Annotated in this window: 16 protein-coding genes; 15 read left to right on the forward strand and 1 reads right to left on the reverse strand. The window is 27.9% G+C overall.

Features of this window, described 5'->3' with window-relative positions; translation table 11 throughout:
* Positions 1 to 88 precede the first annotated feature (88 nt).
* Entirely contained in the window at positions 89 to 2,659 is a 2,571-nt protein-coding gene (locus BEN51_RS02945; protein ID WP_119864604.1) for a glucosaminidase domain-containing protein, read from the forward strand.
* Between the two features lie 173 nt (positions 2,660 to 2,832).
* Here BEN51_RS02945 and BEN51_RS02950 read toward each other — a convergent pair whose 3' ends face one another.
* Positions 2,833 to 4,461 carry an IS1182 family transposase gene (locus BEN51_RS02950; RefSeq protein ID WP_119864227.1) on the reverse strand — a complete coding sequence of 543 codons (1,629 nt, stop codon included), beginning with the start codon at positions 4,459 to 4,461 and terminating at the stop codon, positions 2,833 to 2,835.
* Between the two features lie 262 nt (positions 4,462 to 4,723).
* On the opposite strand from BEN51_RS02950, the gene BEN51_RS02955 reads away from it, so the two are divergent.
* The 14 genes from BEN51_RS02955 to BEN51_RS03020 all read left to right on the forward strand — a co-directional run bounded on the left by BEN51_RS02955 (position 4,724) and on the right by BEN51_RS03020 (position 20,060).
* Positions 4,724 to 5,044 (forward strand): rhodanese-like domain-containing protein, encoded by a 321-nt coding sequence (locus BEN51_RS02955; protein ID WP_119864605.1) that lies wholly within the window; start codon positions 4,724 to 4,726, stop codon positions 5,042 to 5,044.
* Between the two features lie 32 nt (positions 5,045 to 5,076).
* Complete coding sequence (locus tag BEN51_RS02960) at positions 5,077 to 6,777, forward strand: FAD-dependent oxidoreductase (protein WP_119864606.1); 1,701 nt, start codon at positions 5,077 to 5,079, stop codon at positions 6,775 to 6,777.
* A gap of 132 nt (positions 6,778 to 6,909) precedes the next feature.
* Positions 6,910 to 8,130 carry a peptidase T gene (gene pepT, locus BEN51_RS02965; protein WP_119864607.1) on the forward strand — a complete coding sequence of 407 codons (1,221 nt, stop codon included), beginning with the start codon at positions 6,910 to 6,912 and terminating at the stop codon, positions 8,128 to 8,130.
* 124 nt (positions 8,131 to 8,254) lie between these two features.
* Positions 8,255 to 9,046, forward strand: coding sequence for a lipid II flippase Amj family protein (locus BEN51_RS02970; protein WP_119864608.1), 792 nt, complete (start codon positions 8,255 to 8,257; stop codon positions 9,044 to 9,046).
* 171 nt (positions 9,047 to 9,217) lie between these two features.
* On the forward strand, positions 9,218 to 10,207 hold the full coding sequence (locus tag BEN51_RS02975) for a sensor histidine kinase (protein WP_119864609.1): 990 nt from the start codon (positions 9,218 to 9,220) through the stop codon (positions 10,205 to 10,207).
* A gap of 9 nt (positions 10,208 to 10,216) precedes the next feature.
* Entirely contained in the window at positions 10,217 to 10,852 is a 636-nt protein-coding gene (locus BEN51_RS02980) for a response regulator transcription factor (protein ID WP_119864610.1), read from the forward strand.
* A 90-nt stretch (positions 10,853 to 10,942) separates the two neighbouring features.
* Positions 10,943 to 11,878, forward strand: coding sequence for an ABC transporter ATP-binding protein (locus tag BEN51_RS02985; protein WP_119864611.1), 936 nt, complete (start codon positions 10,943 to 10,945; stop codon positions 11,876 to 11,878).
* Between the two features lie 10 nt (positions 11,879 to 11,888).
* Complete coding sequence (locus BEN51_RS02990) at positions 11,889 to 13,046, forward strand: ABC transporter permease (RefSeq protein WP_119864612.1); 1,158 nt, start codon at positions 11,889 to 11,891, stop codon at positions 13,044 to 13,046.
* Entirely contained in the window at positions 13,021 to 14,166 is a 1,146-nt protein-coding gene (locus BEN51_RS02995; RefSeq protein ID WP_119864613.1) for an ABC transporter permease, read from the forward strand. The genes BEN51_RS02990 and BEN51_RS02995 overlap by 26 nt, the downstream gene beginning before the upstream one ends.
* A 147-nt stretch (positions 14,167 to 14,313) precedes the next feature.
* Positions 14,314 to 14,697 (forward strand): VOC family protein, encoded by a 384-nt coding sequence (locus BEN51_RS03000; protein WP_119864614.1) that lies wholly within the window; start codon positions 14,314 to 14,316, stop codon positions 14,695 to 14,697.
* Positions 14,698 to 14,705: 8 nt separating this feature from the next.
* Positions 14,706 to 15,182: a cupin domain-containing protein gene (locus BEN51_RS03005; RefSeq protein ID WP_119864615.1), complete on the forward strand. Its 477-nt coding sequence runs from the start codon at positions 14,706 to 14,708 to the stop codon at positions 15,180 to 15,182.
* 277 nt (positions 15,183 to 15,459) lie between these two features.
* On the forward strand, positions 15,460 to 17,580 hold the full coding sequence (gene nrdD, locus BEN51_RS03010; RefSeq protein WP_119866560.1) for an anaerobic ribonucleoside-triphosphate reductase: 2,121 nt from the start codon (positions 15,460 to 15,462) through the stop codon (positions 17,578 to 17,580).
* A gap of 60 nt (positions 17,581 to 17,640) precedes the next feature.
* Positions 17,641 to 18,150, forward strand: a complete 510-nt coding sequence (gene nrdG / locus BEN51_RS03015) for an anaerobic ribonucleoside-triphosphate reductase activating protein (RefSeq protein ID WP_119864616.1) — start codon at positions 17,641 to 17,643, stop codon at positions 18,148 to 18,150.
* Positions 18,151 to 18,341: 191 nt separating this feature from the next.
* Entirely contained in the window at positions 18,342 to 20,060 is a 1,719-nt protein-coding gene (locus tag BEN51_RS03020; protein WP_236906246.1) for a methyl-accepting chemotaxis protein, read from the forward strand.
* The last annotated feature ends 108 nt before the right edge of the window (positions 20,061 to 20,168 follow it).

Raw genomic sequence — 20,168 nt, forward strand, 5'->3', positions numbered from 1 at the left:
ATATAAGTATTTTACAATTCCTTATGGACTATTATCAACAAAATAGATATAATTATTATTGTACAAATTAGAAAAAAGGGGGGGAAATATGAACAGAAAAAGGATAAACGCTAGATTATCGTCAGTTCTTGTAGGAATATTGCTATTTTCTCAAATATCAGTTGGTGCTGTTCAAAATACAGTAGAGGAAAGTGCAAAAGAAAATGAAATACAAGAAACAGATGATGAAATAATAAAAGATGTAATTATAGATGACATAGTAATTACACAAGAAACTAATAAAGAAAATGAAGCAAAAGAAGAGAGTACTATAAGAGATACATATGATAATACAGCAAGTGAAGAAGAACTAATAGGTGAAAAATATGAAGTAAAGAAAGATTCCTCGGCAGATTATTTACCAAGATTAGAAGTTTATGAAGAAGAGTCTTTTAATTTAAAGCAACAAAGCTTTTTAAATATGCAAGATACTGAAAAACTAGAAAAGAAAACTGATGCAGATTATGAAATTGCATTAGCTCATGAAGATGGTACGTATTCATTTGTTGGTTCTGCAGAAAATTTTGAAGAAGCAATGGATAAGGTAGAAACGATTGAAGAAGAGGTATTAAATGAAGTAGTTGCTGATCCTATGAGTACTGCTTCTAAAAGTTTTAAAGTACAAGCTTTAGGAGAAATTAATAAGTCTTCATATAGTTCAATAGATGTTAATAATGTGATTGCATCTTATGTAAGTTCAGAAGCTAATAATGGAGCGGTACCTGTAATATTAAACTCAACTGGTAACGTTGTGTATTCTACTAAATCAATGGGGAGAATTTTAAAACATATTGATGGGAAAATATATCCATATTTTGATAAGAATACAGATTTATATAGTGATGCTTCATTAACTAAAGTTTTTAACTATATTAATCAAGGTTATGTAGATGATGTACCTATTATTGAAGATAAGGGAACAAGTGCTAAAATATTAGTTTCAGGATATACAGGATGGATTAATAAAAATGAAGGCAGTGGAAATTATGATATGATAGTAGTTCCACTTAATCAAGTTACAAATCCAAGTTACTATATATCTGAAAATGGTGTATTAAAGCACTTTATAACATCTGATTTAAAAGGAACGCCTGGCTTTGGAACAACAATAACAATTGGTAAAGCTCCATCATATTTAAAAAATGGGGTAAGATATTTAAGTTATGACGGACATTATTTTTATAATGGAACTAATATAGAGCAAGGCTTAGATAAATTAATAGGAGATTTACAAAAAAACACACATGGTAATGCTGTAAATGCAAATAATCCTTATTATAACTATTTTAACTATCTTCCTTTTAGAAGTAAGACAAATTATACTTCAGCACAATTAGATAGTTTTATAAATGCAAAGACAGAAGCAAATTCTAAACTTAGAGGTACTGGTGCCGCATTTATTGCAGCTCAAAATAAATATGGAGTAAATGCTTTATTAGCGTTAGGTGTTGCAATTAATGAATCAAATTGGGGAAGGTCAAGTATTGCTCAATCAAAAAACAATATATTTGGTTTAAATGCAATAGATTCAAACCCTGGACAAGCAGCTGATAGTTTTGCTAAGGTTGCTGATAGTATAAATGATTTTGCGAAAAATTACATTTCGAGAGGCTATGCGGATCCAGCAGACTGGAGATATTATGGTGGCTTTTTAGGAAACAAGGCTCATGGTGCAAATATTAAATATGCATCAGATCCATACTGGGGTGAAAAAGCTAGTCAATATGCATTTTTAGCAGATTATCATTTATCTGGTAATAATTTAAATAATTTACAAGATAATGATTACTATCAATTAGCAATATATACTTCAGCAAATACTGTTAAATCCTCAAATGGAACTTTACTTTATAAGGTTATAGATAATTATAATGAGTATGCTGCATATGTAGGAACACCAGTAATAATTAATTCTAAGAATGGTTCTTCTTATGAAATATATCCCGAGAGAAATACTCCTGTAAATAATGGAGGATATGCTAATAAGTATCATGGAAATTATAATTTCGAAGATAAGGGATATATAAGTGTTAATGGTGTACAATTTATTAATGAACCAATTCAAGTTGGCAAATGGATTTCAAAAGATGGGAAATGGTACTATGAATATAGAAATGGTGTAAAAGCAACAATGTGGAAAGAAATCAATGGAAAATGGTATTATTTCTATAATGATGGAACTATGGCAACAGGTTGGTTAAATTATGATGGAAAATGGTATTACTTCTGGCCAAGTAGTGGAAGTATGGCAGCAGGAAGTTGGGTTAAAGATAACGGCTATTGGTATTACTTAACTAATAATGGAGTAATGGCTACTGGATGGATAGAAGATAAAGGATATAAATATTATCTATGGGGTGGCGGAAGCATGGCAACCGGCTGGGTTAAAGATGGCGGAAACTGGTACTATTTCTGGGACGGTGGAAGCATGGCGACTGGCTGGGTTAAATATAAGGACTATTGGTATTATATGAAGAGCGATGGATCAATGGCAACAGGCTGGCAATATATCGGCGGAAATTGGTATTACTTCTGGGGCGGCGGAAGCATGGCTGCAGGAAGTTGGATACAAGATAATGGAAAATGGTATTACCTAAATTCTAATGGAGTTTTACAATAAGTTTTAATAGTAAAAAGGAGCTGTCGCATTAGTGGATTAAAATCCGTTAGCGATAGCTCCTTTTTCTATTCTATAAATTAACTTTTTAGGTGTTATTTTTATTTGCATGTAAATCAACTAAAAATAGGCGCACTTCAATAAGCCTCAGAAAAAAAGCTTTTTTAAAATTTAACTTATGAGGCTTTCTTCAATTCAAATAAGTGCTTACCAGTGCGGCCCGCTTGTATTTTACTATGTAATTTATTTATATTGTGTGCCATTGCAAGAAGTATACTTTCTGCTAATACATTCTTTTGCCCACGACACATAAATCTTCTGAAATTCATGTCTTGTTTTATTTGTGCAAAAGAACCTTCTGCTTGAATACTTCTGTTCATTCTAAGCAAGCAACCTTCTTCGCTTAGAATTCTTTCTAAATCAGACTTTCTTTGGCGATTAAACTTTTTTGATGTTTCAAATCTTTTTACTCTTTCTTCCAAAGGAGTTTTACAATTATTCCCTTTGATGCAACTACTCTTGTAAGTGCAATCATTGCAATCTTCACAAACATAAATTGTCTTTTCACTTTCATATCCTGTTTTAGATTTTCTAATTTTTATATTTTCAGCCTTTAACTGCTTACCATTTCGGCATATGTAGAAATCTTTTTCTTCATTGTAATCCATGTTTTCTATTTTACCGATATCATTTTTATATTTTCTTGTTTTTGATATTTCATAATTAGATGGCTTAATAAATGCTATTTGATTATTTTCTTCAATAAATGAATAGTTCTCCTCACTTTCATATCCAGCATCTGCAACTATTTTTAAGTATTTAAATTTTAAGTTTTCTTCCATGCTTTTCAAGAAAGGTATTAGCGTAGTTGTATCCGTTGGTTGTGGTCCAACTGTAAGCCATGTAATATATTCTGAATCTACACCATGCTGCACATTATAAGCTGGCTTAAGTTGACCGTTTTTCATAGCATCTTCTTTCATCCTCATAAATGTAGCATCAACATCAGTTTTTGAGTAACTGTTTCTATCTCCGCAAGTGTACACTTTTTGAGTATATTCTTTAAACTTTGAAAGATATTCTTCAAGTTTTTCTATTGATCGTTGCAATGCAGTTTTTCTTTTCCCACATCCGTGAACGAATTCTATTCCTTCTGATTTCTTTAGTGCATAAAGCTTTTTTCTAAGCTTTTTTACATGTTTCATTTGAACTTCATTTTTATAGATTAACTTAATATCATAAAGTTCTTCGCACTCTTTAACAAGGTCGGCCACTTTAATTAGCAATTTTGCCATGTTTTTTGTAACTGCCTTTTTCCAGACAAAAGTATATTTATTTGCATAAGCTTCTATTTTTGTGCCATCAATAAAGATAGCATCTCCTGATATCTCACCAATTTTATAAAGAAATTTAGCTGTTTCAGCTAAGATCCTTTCAGAACATGGAGCAAAATGAAGACTTCTAAATCTTGCAAATGTTGCATGATCCGGAGCGGATGCTCCCTCAAGCAAAAACATAAAATTAATGTCTCTACGGCATGCCTTTTCAATATCTCGAGACGAATAAATCTTATTCATATATCCATAAGTCATGATTTTCAGCATTTTTCTTGGCGATACTTGATTTTCCTTTATCTTGGAATAAGTCGAATATAAATCTGTTAAATCCATCTCCTCTACAAATTGACTTAGTAATCGCACTGAATCATTAACCGGTATCATGTAATCAATATTTAATGGAAGTTTTAATTGATAAAACTTTTGGTTTAATGTATAATTCTTTTGTAAAATATTTTCTTTGTGCATAAAAATATTTTATCATAAATCCTAAACTCATGGAGTCTAGGATTTATTTTTTTGCACAAAAAGGGACTGTGCACTAATTATTAGTGCGACAGCCCCTTTTTTGTATATACTACATTTTTTGCTCCGTAAAATTTTACATAAATGAAATAATGAATGTAAATAATAAACAATGAAATAATAACGTTTGTAACATAGTTACATAAAAAAATTAGCTTTTACTATAAGATAATAGTATAGAAAGTATAGAAGTAGGAGTGGAAAAATGTTTGGATTATTTAAGAGAGATGTAAACAAAGTTATTAATGTAAATGATATTGATAAATTGATTGGAAAAATAGATTTAATAGATATAAGAGAAAAGTATGAGTATAATAGAGGAAGTATAAAAACTGCTAAAAATATCCCCATGAATGAATTATTACATAATACAGACAAATATTTAAAGAAAGATAAGGAATATTATATTATTTGTCAATCAGGAGGAAGAAGTTCTAAAACTTGTAGCACTTTAAGAAGTAAGGGATATAATGTTGTAAATGTTTCAGGTGGGGTAGGCTCTTACATAGGGAAGTATAAAGAATAAAAGTGTATATTTATGACTAAGGAGGATTGGATATGAAAAAGAGGATTTTAATTGTCGGGGGAGTAGCAGGTGGGGCTTCTGCTGCAGCAAGGTTAAGAAGGCTTAGTGAGGAAGATGAAATTATTATGTTTGAAAAAGGACCCCATGCTTCCTTTTCAAATTGTTCGCTTCCATATCATTTAAGTGGGATTATTGAAGATGCTGATAAACTTGTACTTATGAGTCCTGAGAAATTTAAGGTTCAATATAATATTGATGTTAGAGTAAATTCAGAGGTAATATCAATAGATAGAGAAAATAAAGAAGTCCAAGTAAGAAATTATATGAAAAATGAAATATATATAGAAAAGTATGATAAATTAATTTTATCCCCAGGAGCAAAGCCGATAGTTCCTAAAATAGAAGGAATTGAAAAGGTGAATATATTTACAATTAGAAATGTTGTTGATATAGATAAATTAAACAATTTTGTAAAAGGATTAGATATTAAAGATGTTACAGTAATAGGTGGTGGTTTTATTGGGGTAGAAACTGCCGAAAATTTAAGAGAAGCTGGATATAAAATTACTTTAGTTGAAGGTTCAGAACAAATTTTAAGAACTTTTGATTATGATATGGTACAAATTCTTCATAAGGAAATTTATGACAATGATGTGGATTTAATAGTTAATGATAAGGTTAAAGCTTTTGATAGAAATAAAGTTATATTAGAATCTGGAAGAGAAATAAATACAAAAGCAGTTGTTTTAGCTATAGGAGTAACGCCAGAAATAACCTTAGCTAAGGAGGCAGGACTTGAAATAGGAAAAACAGGTGCTATAAAGGTTGATAGAAATTATAGAACTAGCGATAGAGATATTTATGCAATAGGAGATGCAATTGAAGTTTATAATGCCTTAACTCATGATTATTTTAAACTTTCTTTAGCAGGTCCGGCCTTAAAGCAGGCAAGAGCAGTTGCAGATCATATTAACGGAATAAAAGGTTTAAATAAAGGATATATAGGCTCTTCTGCCATTAAAGTTTTTAGTTTAAATGCTGCAGCTACTGGTTTAAATGAAAATTTAATTAAAGCCTCAAATATAAAGATAAATTATGATATTGTAAGGCTAATTGCAAACGATAAGGTTGGAATTATCCCAGATGCAGCTCCAATGCATTTTAAGCTTTTATATGAAGTTGAAACAGGGAAAGTATTAGGTGCACAAGCAATTGGAAGAGGAGATGCAACAAAGAGAATAGACATAATAGCAACATTAATAAAAATGGGTGGAACAATTGAAGATTTACAAGATTTAGAATTATCTTATGCTCCACCATACAGTACAGCAAAGGATGTTGTAAATTATGCAGGTTATATAGCAGGAAATATTTCAAATGGAGATTTTAAGCAAATTAATGTGGATAAGTTAAGGGAATTGGTAGAAAACAATGCTTTTATAGTTGATGTAAGAGAAAGAATGGAATATGAAAATGGTCATATAAAAGGTACAGTAAATATTCCTTTAAGTGAATTAAGAGTAAGATATAAGGAAATTCCAAAGGATAAACCAGTTTATCTTCATTGCAGAACAGGACAAAGAAGCTATAATGCAGTAGTTGCCTTAAAGAACTTAGGTTTTGATAATGTAATCAATATAACCGGAAGCTTTTTAGCTTTATCTTATTATGAATATTTTAATGATAAAGTATTAAATAGAGAACCTATAGTTACAAAATATAATTTTAAATAGTAATAATTCAAGTTTTGATAAAAGCTGATTTCTATAATTGAAAGCAGCTTTTATTTATTATATGAAAGTTGTTGTAAAATGCGAGAATATGGTAATATTAAAAAAGAAATAAAAATAGAAAAGAGGATAAATATGAAAAAAGTTGAAGAAAAATTTTTAGAATATGTAAAGATAAATACTAAGTCTGATGAAACTACTGGAACAACACCAAGTACAAAGGAGCAGTTAGTTTTAGCTGAAAAGCTATATGACGAGTTAAAAAAATTAGGTCTTAAAGATGCTAGAATAAGTGAATACGGATATGTTTATGCAACTTTAGAAAGTAATACTGATAAAGATATACCGACTATAGGTTTTATAGCCCATATGGATACAGCACCAGATTATTCTGGAAAAAATGTTAAGCCTCAGATAATAGAAAATTATGATGGTGGAGATATTAAGTTAAATGATGTTGATATTTTATCACCAAGTTTTTCAAAGGAATTAAAAAATTATGTTGGTCAAAGACTTATTACAACAGATGGAACAACTCTTTTAGGTGCAGATGATAAAGCTGGAATTGCTGAAATTATGACTGCCATAGAATATTTAGTTGAAAATCCTGAAATAAAGCATGGAACAATAAAAATAGCTTTTACTCCAGATGAAGAAATTGGAGAAGGAGCAGATCATTTTGATGTAGAGGGTTTTGGAGCTGATTTTGCTTATACAATGGATGGTGGAACTATTGGAGAACTTGAATTTGAAAACTTCAATGCTGCATCAGCAAAAGTTATAATTCATGGTGTTAATGTTCATCCTGGTTATGCAAAAAATAAAATGATTAATTCTATCATGGTTGCTAATGAATTTATTAATGCACTGCCTCTTGAAGAAGTTCCTGAAAAAACTGAAGGACGTGAAGGTTTTAATCATTTAACTGATATTAATGGAACAGTAGAAAAAACTACTTTAAATTATATAATTAGAGATTTTACAACTGAAGGATTTGAAGAAAGAATTAAGGATTTCGAGGATATTACAAGAAGTTTAAATGAAGTTTATGGTGAAGGAACGGTAGAGCTTAGCATTAAAGAATCTTACAGAAATATGAGAGAAAAAATAGAACCGCTTATGCATATAGTTGAAACTGCAAAGCAAGCAATGATAGATTCTGGAATAACTCCAAAAATAACTGCTGTTAGAGGTGGTACTGATGGAGCTAGATTATCCTTTATGGGACTTCCAACACCTAATATATTTGCTGGAGGAGAAAATTTTCATGGAAAATATGAATATATTCCGATAGAATCTATGGAAAAGGCAGTAGAAGTAATAATAAATATTATAAAAGCTTATGCAAATAAATAGTATAAATAGGCCCCTTTTTGGGGCGTTTTTTATAATTAATAAAAAATTAATTGTAAAATATGTTAAATTATGTTTTAAAAGCTTATAATTAAGATATAAATTTATATTTTATAGGGGAAATAATATGAGTGAGAGAATTTTATTTGTTTTGATATTAAACTTTATAATCTCATTGATTGGAACATTAAGCTATTCAGTTAGATTGGTAGGAGTTAGAACAGGAAAAATTGCTGCATCTGCCGCTGTTTTTAATATATTAATGCTAGTTTCAAGGGTAGCTGCAGGATTACAAGGACCTTTGCTAACAAAATTTGTAGAAAGTAATTCTAGTAGTAGAGATTTAATAAATATTTTTAATAATATTATTATTGTATCAGGATTAGCAGCAATTTTTGGAGCTTTCTTTATGCCAACATTTCAAAAGATATTTTATAAAGCAGTAGATCATTTTTCTATAGAAAAATCAATTCCAAGACTTATTATACATAGTTTTTCTAAAAATGGGATTAGGTATATGAAGGATAGTATTGGAATTCCAGTTAAGGAAAGTTTGACAAGTGTTAATATTAGGAAACTTCCTAAAAGGATTTTAATTTATAATTTTATTTCTATTGCAATTATTACTGCAGGCGGCTTTGCTCCAATATACGCTGGAAGTATGGCGCCAGATTTAAGAAGTACCTGTATTTCATTATCATCTATAATAAATGGATTTGCAACAATTCTTTCAATTATTTTTATAGATCCTTATTTATCAATAATGACTGATGAGGTATTAGATAAAAAGTGTTCTTTAGAGGATTTTCGCAGTTGTATAATAGGTATGGTAGGAAGTAAGGTTATTGGAACATTTGCTGCGTTATTACTACTTGTTCCTGCATCCTATTTAATTGTTTTTGTAGCAAAGATTATTTAACTTATAGAAAAATAAATTTAATAGAAATTAACAAAGAGGTGATTATAAATAAAAAATAAGGATTTTTATATAACATTAAAGTTTGTTTTATGCGTTTATATTGGATGGATAAGTATAAAATCAAATATTCCTAATACTCTTATTGTTTCGTTTATACTGATTTTTATAATTATGGAGTTTTTAAAAGCTATTTTAGTTAATAAGCATATTAATTATTGTAAAATTATTATAATTTTACAAATAATTTTTTCTTTTTTATTTTCAATAAATTTTATTGAAAGTTCAATTTTACTTACAAGTATTAGCTTAGGGGAGTATTTTATTTATGATCTTAATAAAATAAAATTAGGCAGTATTATTTATTTTATACCAATATATTTTATAAAAAATTCTAACGAAATTTCTACAATATTTATTAGTTCTATTATTTTATTGATAAGCATTATTAATGATAGCATAAAAAAAGGCCAGCTTTTAAAATATTCTGAATTAGAAATAAAGCAGGGAATATTAATTAGTAATTTAAATAATAAACTGATAAAAGAAAAGGATATGCAAGAGCAGATTTTACATACTGCAAGACTTGAAGAAAGAAATGAAATTTCAATAAGGCTTCATGATAAAATTGGACATACTATATCAGGAACCCTTCTTCAACTTGAAGCGGCTAAAATTATTTTTGATGTTGATCCGAAAAAATCAATTTCAATTTTAGATTCATGTATCAATAATTTAAGGGAAGGCATGGATGATATTAGGGCTGTTCTAAGAAATATTAGGCCAAAGGAAGAGGAATTAGGAATTAATAGAATAAAGAAAATTTTGGATGAAAAAATAAAAGGTACTAATATAAAGGGAAAAGTAAAATATGAAGGTGATTTAGAGAAAATTTCTTTTAAAATATGGCTGCTTTTTATTCAAGTAACAACAGAAATTACAACAAATTCTATTAAATATTCTAATTGTGATTTAATTGCTATAAATCTTGAGGTTTTAAAAAAGTTTATTAAGTTAGAAATAAAAGATAATGGAATAGGATGCCAAAATATAAAAAATGGAATTGGAATCAGTTCGATAGAGGAAAGAGTAGAAAATTTAGGAGGAAAACTTATTTTAAATGGAGATGAAGGTTTTTCTGTTATAATTTTAATACCATATTAAGGAGGAGAAATGAAAATAAAATTAATATTAGCTGATGATGATGTTTTAATAAGAGAAAGTTTAAAGATAATTTTATCAATGGACAAAGAATTAGAGATTGTTGAAGTATTTAAAAATGGTAAAGAAGCTATAGACTTTTTGCTTAAAAATAATATAGATATAGCTGTATTAGATGTAAGAATGCCTTTAATTAACGGTGTTACTGCAACAGCTGAAATATGCAAAAGAACAAATACAAAGGTAATTATATTAACAACTTTTGATGAAGATGATTATATAAAAGAAGCAATTAAAAATGGAGCTAAAGGATATATATTAAAAAATACTCCTCCACAAAAGATAATTGAAACAATAAAAATGGTTTATGAAGGAAATGCAGTATTACAGGATGCGGTATTAACAAAATTAAGTGAAAATATAAAGATGAAAGCTGAAAGTAAAAATAAAATCGATAAAGAAAAGTTTACTGAAAGAGAATTGGAAATAATGAAGTTAATTGCAGAGGGTTTAAGTAACAAAGAAATTTCTAAGAAGCTATTTATTTCAGAAGGAACAGTAAAAAATTATATAACTTCAATTTTTCAAAAAACAGGTTTAACTCATAGAACACAAATTGCAATTTATTATTTAAAAGGAGAAATATGACTTTTGTCATGATAAAAAATGACCTTTGCTAGATTTTTTAGCAAAGTTTTTTTTATATAATAACATCAAGATAATAAAAGGAGGATTTTTATGAAGGCAGTAGAGATAAGAGGTCTGGTTAAAAAATATCAAGATACTTTGGCTGTTAATAATATAAACTTAGATATTGAGGAAGGAGAAATATATGGACTGTTAGGTCCTAATGGTGCAGGTAAGAGTACAACTATAAGTTTAATATGTTCATTATTACACCCTACTTCAGGAACTATCAAAGTATTAGGAGAGGATATAAGAAAAAATATTATAAAAACTAAAAGAAAAATAGGACTGGTTCCTCAAGTTATTTCTGTATATTCAGATTTTACAGCTTATGAGAATATTAAGTTCTTTGGTGAATTATACGGATTAAGAGGAAGGGAATTAAAAGATAGTATTGAAGAAGCTTTAGAATTTACTGGGCTTTTAGAGTTTAGAGATAAAAAAGCAAAAGAATTTTCAGGTGGAATGTTAAGAAGATTAAATATTGCCTGTGCAATCATCCATCATCCTAGATTATTGATAATGGATGAACCAACAGTAGGAGTAGATCCTCAATCTAGAAATCACATTCTTCAATCAGTTAAGAATTTAAATAAAAAAGGGGTAACAATAATATATTCAAGTCACTATATGGAAGAAGTTGAACAATTATGCAGCAGGATTGCCATTATTGATAAAGGAACTATAGTAGTTGAGGGAACTAAAGAAGAATTAATAGATATGGTAAGTGATAAAAGAACTTTAAAAATAGGAGTTGATGATATCTTTAAAATAAATACAAATACTTTAAAAAATATTGAAGGGGTTATAAGTGTATCTATACAAGAAAATGACTTATTGATTACTTCTTCAAAGGAAGTAAATAATCTTGATAAGATAATTAAGAAAGTATCTGAAGAGAATATTAAAATTACTAATTTAGATTTTAAAGAAATAACTCTTGAGACAGTATTTTTATCCTTAACAGGTAAGAAATTAAGAGATTAGGAGGGAAAATATGATTCCTATAATAAAAGCTACAATATTAGAATGTACAAGGGATAGAAAGAATCTTATGTTTATGGTTTTTTTTCCGCTTTTTTTAATAGCTCTTCTAGGTTCAGTATTAACAGCAATCTTTAGTCAAGGAAATGATAATCTATTAACAGAAGAAACTTATATATATTATGTACTAGAAGATTCAGGTAAGGCAAAAGAAATTTTAGATATATTTATCAATAATCTAGAAAAGGAAAAAGAAATAAAGCTAATATTTAAGAAAATAGAAGATTTAGAAACAGGTAAAACTAAGGTACAGGTAAATAAAGATATCTTGCTTCATTTCAAAGGAGATACAATTAATGTTTATTCAAATGATGAAGATTTAATAAAATCCTCTTACATTTATGGAATATTAAGTGGACTTTCTAATAGGCTTAACTCAACTATGGAAGTTTATAAAATAAACCCTATAAAAGCTTCAGAGATTATTAACAGAGAGGATAAAAATTATATTGAAGAAGAAAAAGTAAAAGTTTCAGAAAGTCCTAGCGCCATGAATTATTATGGAGTTGCTGAAATAGGTCTTATGATTTTTTACTTTATAAATTATCCCCTTGCTACAATTAAACATCAAAGAAAGTATAGTTTAAAAAATAGGATATCCTTATCAGGAATATCTACTTTTAAATATTATTTATCATTATTTATAGCTTTTTTCTTATTTTCTTTTTCATGTGTCACTATAACTTATTTATTATCTAAATTTATATTGAATATTAACTATGGAAGTAATCCTATAATTTTTCTGTTAGCAGTGATGCCATTTCTTATTATAGTAAATGGAATTGGAATAATAATACCAGCAATATTTAAGGAAGAAGAAATATCAGGATCAATAATAAGTAATATTATAATACCAGCTTTGACTTTCTTAGGTGGTGGATATGTTGCTTTAGGAGATGATATAGGAGGAATGTTTAATATTATTACAAATATTTCTCCATTAAGATGGTTTAATAAAAGTTTATTTAGATATATTTATTCTGGAGATTTTTCTATATTAAGACTATGGCTTATAATAGGAGTAGTTTTCTTAATAGTATTTATTTTAGTAATCTCCATTATTGGTAGAAGGAGTGATAAAATATATGAAAAATATCCTAGTATTAATTAAAAATAATTTAAGAATTTCTATAGTTAAAAATCCTGTAGGATTTCTTGTATCTCTTTTAGCTCCTGTACTAATTTTTTATATTATGATGTCTTTATTAAATTTTAATTCTGGCTATATTAAAGTTGGCCTAGTTGATAAGGATAATTCTAAAACGAGTAAAAATTTAGTAGAATTTATTAAGAATTACGAAGGCTTTACAATTCAAAATATAAACCAAGATAATATTAATAACTTATTTGCTGAAGGTAATATTGATCTAGTAATAGAAATAGATAGTAGTTTTGAAGAAAATTTAATAAATGGACTAGTAAAAGGAGTAAAAATTACGTCTTTAGAAAATAGAGATACTGGGAAAGCAATAATAGTCCTTCTTAATCAAGAGATAACTAATCTAAAGAATTTAACTTTAGCAGCAGAAGGAAATAAAGAAGCTTATCATCTGGCTTTAGATAATTATAATGATAATTCCTATATCAAATTGCAAAGAAAGAATTTAAATGATTTATATGGGGATTATACTTATAGTCAGATTTTTGCTGGTTTCATAGTTATGTTTATGCTCATTAGAGGGATGGTAACTTCCTCAAGAGTATTCATGGAAAAGAAGGAAAATGTATATAATAGAATTTTTATGGCTCCAGTTAAAACTTATGAATATTATTTAGCAGATGCAATAAGCGGATATGTTATTGTATTAATACAAGTTATACTAGGAGTTTTGGGAATAAAGCTGCTTAAAATAAATATGGGGTTTGGATATTTAGAATTAATTATTATTTTATCTATTTTTGGATTAGTTTCAATTAGCCTTGGTATTTTGTGCAGGTCCTTTTCTAAAAATCATAATGAAGCATCAAATATTTTTAATTTCTTTCATATGATTTTTATTATGATTGGTGGTGCTTTTGTTCCTTTGGATATTATGCCGCCTATAATTGAAAAAATATCATATTTTACACCAGTAAGATGGGTAATTGAAGCTATTATTTCGATGCAGCAGGGAGCATCTTTGGTAGAAATTTATAAATATCTAGCTATAATATTGTTATTTGCAGTAACGTTCTTTATTATAGGAACGTATAACACTTCAAAGGAAGAAAAGAAAACAATAATAAATTAGAAGAGAGCAAGTGCTCTCTTTTTATGTTAAATTTATATAATTATAAATATATTCATGTATTTCAAAGATATCAAATAAATACTTAATAAATGTGTAAATATAAGATACAATAAAGATGAGAAATTAATTAATAAAGGAGTGATAAATATGATAAATAAAATAGGAAAAATAACTATTTATGTTGAAAATCAAGAAAAAGCAAAGGAATTCTGGACAGAAAAAGTTGGTTTTGTTGTTAAAGCTGAAAATCCAATGGGACCAAATATGACTTGGTTAGAGGTTGGACCAAGTGAAGATGAATTTACAACTTTTGTTTTATATGAAAAGAAGCTGATGAAAGCTCAAAATCCAGATATTAATACTGGTCATCCTTCAGTTTTACTAAGCACAAATAATATAGATGAAACTTATAATAAACTAAAAGAAAAGAATGTTAAAGTTGATGAGCTTATGAAGATGCCTTATGGTTCAATATTCACCTTCTATGATCAAGATGGAAATCAATATTTAGTGAGAGAGGATAGATATTAATAATTGATATGAAGACTGCAGAGTATTATATAGAGAAATTAGGATTAGAAAATCATATTGAGGGTGGATATTTTAAGCAAAGCTATTTAGCAGAGGATGAAGCTAAAGAAAATAAAAAACTATACAGTAGTATATATTTTTTATTAAAAAGTGGAGAAGTTTCAAATTTTCATAGGTTAAAGTCTGATGAATTATGGTATTATCATGATGGAGAAGCTCTTACAATTTATATTATTGATGAAAAGGGAAAATTAGTTGAAAAAAAATTAGGACTTAATATAGAAGAGGGAGAAGTTCCTCAAATATTAGTCGAAAAGGGTTCTATTTTTGGTTCTGCGACGAATAAAGAAGGGTTTTCTTTAGTTGGTTGCATGGTTGCCCCAGCTTTTACATATGAAGATTTTGAATTATTTGGGAGAAAGGAATTATTAGAATTATATCCTGATTATAAGGATATTATTATAAAGCTAACTAGGGATAATTAATTATATATTTTTATAAATAAGACAGTATTTTATGGGATTTGGCTAAAGGATACTGTCTTTATTTTTATACTATATATTGTATTGTGTGAAATTCTAATGCAATATATATAGGAAAATTTTATTAATTATAGTGAAAAATCATAGTAAATAGAGAAAAAAGGAATTGTATAGAATTGTTTAAGGAAAATGAGATTTTTATAAAATGCAGTGCATTATTTTTTAGTGTATAATTTACTACGATATTAGAAAAATTTATATTGGGGGAATAAATTTGGGAATGAAAGTTATTAAAAGAGATGGTAGCCTGGTAGAGTTTGATAAAAGAAAAATAAAAGAAGCAATTTTAAAAGCTATGAAGTATGGAAGCGGAATATTTTTGGAAGATATAGCAATTAATATTTCTAACGATGCAGAAAAATATTTTAGAAATAATGAAGAAATTCCAACTATACATAAAATTGAATCTTATGTTTATGATAGGTTAGTTTATTACGGTCAAGCAGTAACTGCAAAAGCTTACGAGGGCTATAGAGCTGTTCAAGAATTTAAAAGAAATACAAATACGACAGATGAAAGTATTTTAAATCTTTTAAATAAGACTAATGAAGATGTTATGAAAGAAAATTCTAATAAGAACTCAGTTATAGCAGCAACTCAAAGGGATCTTATTGCAGGGGAAGTGTCAAAGGATATTTCCAGAAGGAGATTAATACCTGCGCATATAGTACAAGCTCATGATGAAGGGGCAATACATTGGCATGATATGGATTATACTTTATCTAACATTTTTAATTGCTGTTTAATAAATTTAGAGGATATGTTAAACAATGGAACGGTGATAAATGATAAACTTGTAGAATCACCAAAATCTTTTAGTACTGCCTGTACTGTAACTACCCAAATAATGGCACAGGTTGCTAGTAATCAATATGGTGGTCAAAGTATTACAATAAAACATTTAGCAAAGTTCTTAAAAATTACAGAAGAAAAGTATTATAAAATATTTAAAGATAAAAATATGGATGATGAACTAGCTAGATCCTTAGCAAAGGATATGAAATTAAAAGAATTAAAGGATGGAGTTCAAACAATAAGATATCAACTATCTACCTTACAGACAACCAATGGACAATCTCCTTTTAGTACAATTTATTTAGAAATAGAAGAAGGTCATCCTTATGAAGAGGAAATGGCCTTAATCTGCGAAGAAATGATAAAGCAAAGGTTAGAAGGAATGAAAAACTATAGGGGGCAAGAAATAGGAGAAGCTTTTCCTAAATTAGTATACCTTTTAGATGAGCATAACTGTTTAGAAGGTGGAAAATATGATTATATAACAAAACTTGCAGCCCAATGTACTGCTAAAAGGCTGGTTCCTGATTATCAATCTGCTAAAATTATGAGAAAGAATTATGAAGGAAATACTTTTCCGCCAATGGGATGTAGATCTCATTTAAGTCCTTGGAAAGATAGTGATGGAAATTATAAGTGGTATGGAAGATTTAATCAAGGAGTCGTTTCATTAAATTTACCTCAAATTGGTATTATTGCTAAAGGTAATATAGATTTATTCTGGGAGATATTAGATCAAAGACTTGAACTTTGTAAAGAAGCACTTTTAATAAGACATAATATGTTACTTGGAACTACTTCTGATGTATCCCCAATTCATTGGCAACATGGAGCAATTGCTAGACTTAAGAAAGGTGAAAAGATAGATGAACTTCTTAAAAATGGTTATTCAACCTTATCTTTAGGATATGTGGGAGTACATGAAATGGTTCAAGCAATGCTTGGAAAAAGCCATACAACAAAAGAAGGAGAAAAGTTTGCTTTAGATGTAATGAATTATATGAATGAAGCTTGTCAAAAATGGAAAAGAGAAACTGGGTTAGGCTTTAGTTTATATGGTACTCCAGCAGAAAATTTAATATATAGATTCTGTAAATTAGATAGAAGTAGGTTTGGAATTATTACAAATGTAACAGATAGGCTATACTATACAAATTCATATCATGTTCATGTTTGTGAGGAAATAGATGCTTTTAGTAAGTTAAAATTTGAATCACAATTCCATAATATAAGCCTTGGCGGATGTATATCTTATATTGAAGTTCCTGATATGACAAGAAATCTCGAAGCGATCGAACAAGTAATTAATTACATATATCATAATATACAATATGCAGAAATAAATACTAAACCAGATGTGTGTTATTCATGTGGATATACGGGAGAAATAAAACTTGATGAAAATCTGGAATGGTATTGTCCATCTTGTGGTAATAGAGATGAAAGTGAAATGCAGGTTATGAGAAGGACTTGTGGGTATATAGGAACAAATTATTGGAATAAAGGCAGAACAGCAGAAATAGGAGATAGAGTTCTTCATTTATAATTTAACATTTATAAAAAGAAATTAGTATTTTATAAATTTATAATAAAGAAGGGTTTATAAATGAACTATGCAAAAATAAGAAAATATGATGTAAGTAATGGACCAAATGTAAGAACAACTCTTTTTGTAAGTGGCTGTACAAATGGTTGTATAGGTTGTTTTAATGAAGATTTACAAGATTTTAATTATGGAAACAAATGGACTAAGGAAATAGAAGAAGAGTTTATTAAATATACTAAAGATCCTAATGTTAGAGGTGTTAATATTCTAGGTGGAGAACCAATGGATCAAACAAAAGATGATGATTTATATAATTTATTAAAAAGGATAAAAAATGAAGTTGCTAAACCTATTTGGATTTGGTCGGGATATTTGTATGAAGAAATAATTAAGGATGAGAAAAAAAGAAAAATTTTATTACAAACAGATGTACTAATTGATGGAAGATTTGAAATTGATAAAAGAGATATTAGTTTAAAATATAGAGGCTCTAGTAATCAAAGGGTAATAGATGTGCAAAAATCTATTAAAGAAGGGCTTATAATAGAATTAGCTATAAAAGATTATTAGAACTTATTCCATAAAAAGTACCAATTAAAAATGTAAGTTATTATCTAATTGATAAGAACTTACATTTTTTTATTAAATTTATATAAGTTTTTATTTTATTAAAATTTTTTTGTAATCTTTAGGTTTATTTTGACTAAGTAAAATAATTATAGGATAATTAAATTAGAACATATAGATAGGAGGCAGCCATTATGAAAAATTTAAATGTTAAACGCAAAATAATAATCTTATCTTCGATTCTATCAGCTATGATCTTAGTAATCGGCGGAGTAGGTATATATCAGATTAAAGAAGCTGATTTGAGAATGGAAAAAATGTATGATAGTAATTTTTCCTCTGTAGTTAATTTAAATAATTCAATAAATGAAGAAAGAAATATGCAAATTAGTTTATTTAAAATTATTTTAAATAATAAGGATAAAGATTTCCAAGAAAAAGAATATGAGAGGTATTTACAATATAGTGAGGACTTTATAGCTAATTTTCAATCTTTTAAAAAAATATATATTGATGAAGAGACTAGAAAAGCAGCAATAAATTTAGAAAGTAATTTAAATACTTTTATAGATGAACAAAATAAAGTTATTGACCTTGCAATGAATGGTGATATTAATTTGGCAAAGGAAAAGATGAACGAATTAGAGTTGAATTTTGGGCAAGGAATAAGATATAAATTAAATCAAATGGCTGAACACAGTGATAATTTGGCAAAAAATTTAAAGGAAGATAATAAAAAAGCGATAAATGATTTAATATTTGTGTTATTGATTATTATAGGAGCTGTATTAATTATCGGTGGAGTAATTGCAGCAGCTATTAGTAGTAATATTATAAATCCGTTGAAATATGCTGTTTCTGAAATGAAGCTAATTTCAACTGGGGATTTTACTGGTGAAATTGATGCTAAATTATTAAATAGAAAAGATGAATCGGGAATTATTTTAAAGTATGTTAATAATGTTAAAAAATCTTTAGCTAATCTTATAGGAAGCATTAAAGAAGAAAGTTTGAATACTGAAGAATCTGTGAAAAATATTAATAATAATATTTATGATTTAAATTTAAGCCTTGAAAATATTGCCTCAACTTCCGAAGAGATAACTGCAGTTATGGAAGAAACCTCTGCATCTGCTCAGGAAATAGAAAATTCAATCAAATCAATAGAAAAGGCAGCAGAATTTATTTCAAATAAGGCAAATGAAGGAACTATTATAGCAAGTGAGATAAGTAATAGGGCTTTAAATAATAAAAACTTAGTAAATTTAGGCTTAGAAAATACTAATAAGCTTATGAGTGCTTCTAAAATAACATTACAAAAGGCAATAGAACAAACAAAGGTAATTAATAAAATATATGAATTATCAGAAATAATAATAGAGATAACAGAACAAACTAATCTTTTAGCTCTAAATGCTTCAATTGAAGCGGCAAGGGCAGGAGAGGCAGGAAGAGGTTTTTCAGTAGTTGCGGAAGAAATTAGAAAATTAGCAGAAGCTTCTAAGGAATCTGTGATAAAAATAAAAGAAACAGGAGAAGACATATCTTCTGCTGTTAATATTTTGATAAATAGTTCTAATGCTTTAGTTGAATTTATGGATAATGATTTGCAATATGAGTTTTCAAGTATGTTATCGGTAACAGAGACATATAAAAATGATGGTGTATTGATAGATAAAATTATTAAGGAATTTGATGAAATATCAAGTCAACTACTTTCTTCTATTAAAGATATTTCTGATATTATGAATAGTGTTGCTCATGCAGCAGTTGAAGGAAGTAAGGGAATAACTAATATAACAGATAAAGTTTTAGAGGCAAGAAATAAATCTGAAGAAGCCTTAGTTAATTCTAATAAAGCAAAAGAGAGTACAGAGAAGTTAGATTTAGCAGTAAATATATTTAAAGTGTAATAAGACATAAGTATAAAATATTGCGAAGCAATCTTTATTAGTGTGCAGTGTACAGTTCACAGTGTACAGTTTAGGAAATAATTCAGCTTAAGCTGAATTATAATATTT

The organism is Clostridium isatidis (assembly GCF_002285495.1).
GTDB classification, from domain to species: Bacteria; Bacillota; Clostridia; order Clostridiales; family Clostridiaceae; genus Clostridium; species Clostridium isatidis.

What these genes read in the sequence shown, in the direction of transcription:
- BEN51_RS02945 (WP_119864604.1), top strand. Translation starts at nt 89, where the DNA reads ATGAACAGAAAAAGGATAAACGCTAGATTATCGTCAGTTCTTGTAGGA.
- BEN51_RS02950 (WP_119864227.1), bottom strand. Translation starts at nt 4,461, where the DNA reads ATGCACAAAGAAAATATTTTACAAAAGAATTATACATTAAACCAAAAG.
- BEN51_RS02955 (WP_119864605.1), top strand. Translation starts at nt 4,724, where the DNA reads ATGTTTGGATTATTTAAGAGAGATGTAAACAAAGTTATTAATGTAAAT.
- BEN51_RS02960 (WP_119864606.1), top strand. Translation starts at nt 5,077, where the DNA reads ATGAAAAAGAGGATTTTAATTGTCGGGGGAGTAGCAGGTGGGGCTTCT.
- pepT (WP_119864607.1), top strand. Translation starts at nt 6,910, where the DNA reads ATGAAAAAAGTTGAAGAAAAATTTTTAGAATATGTAAAGATAAATACT.
- BEN51_RS02970 (WP_119864608.1), top strand. Translation starts at nt 8,255, where the DNA reads ATGAGTGAGAGAATTTTATTTGTTTTGATATTAAACTTTATAATCTCA.
- BEN51_RS02975 (WP_119864609.1), top strand. Translation starts at nt 9,218, where the DNA reads ATGGAGTTTTTAAAAGCTATTTTAGTTAATAAGCATATTAATTATTGT.
- BEN51_RS02980 (WP_119864610.1), top strand. Translation starts at nt 10,217, where the DNA reads ATGAAAATAAAATTAATATTAGCTGATGATGATGTTTTAATAAGAGAA.
- BEN51_RS02985 (WP_119864611.1), top strand. Translation starts at nt 10,943, where the DNA reads ATGAAGGCAGTAGAGATAAGAGGTCTGGTTAAAAAATATCAAGATACT.
- BEN51_RS02990 (WP_119864612.1), top strand. Translation starts at nt 11,889, where the DNA reads ATGATTCCTATAATAAAAGCTACAATATTAGAATGTACAAGGGATAGA.
- BEN51_RS02995 (WP_119864613.1), top strand. Translation starts at nt 13,021, where the DNA reads ATGAAAAATATCCTAGTATTAATTAAAAATAATTTAAGAATTTCTATA.
- BEN51_RS03000 (WP_119864614.1), top strand. Translation starts at nt 14,314, where the DNA reads ATGATAAATAAAATAGGAAAAATAACTATTTATGTTGAAAATCAAGAA.
- BEN51_RS03005 (WP_119864615.1), top strand. Translation starts at nt 14,706, where the DNA reads ATGAAGACTGCAGAGTATTATATAGAGAAATTAGGATTAGAAAATCAT.
- nrdD (WP_119866560.1), top strand. Translation starts at nt 15,460, where the DNA reads ATGAAAGTTATTAAAAGAGATGGTAGCCTGGTAGAGTTTGATAAAAGA.
- nrdG (WP_119864616.1), top strand. Translation starts at nt 17,641, where the DNA reads ATGAACTATGCAAAAATAAGAAAATATGATGTAAGTAATGGACCAAAT.
- BEN51_RS03020 (WP_236906246.1), top strand. Translation starts at nt 18,342, where the DNA reads ATGAAAAATTTAAATGTTAAACGCAAAATAATAATCTTATCTTCGATT.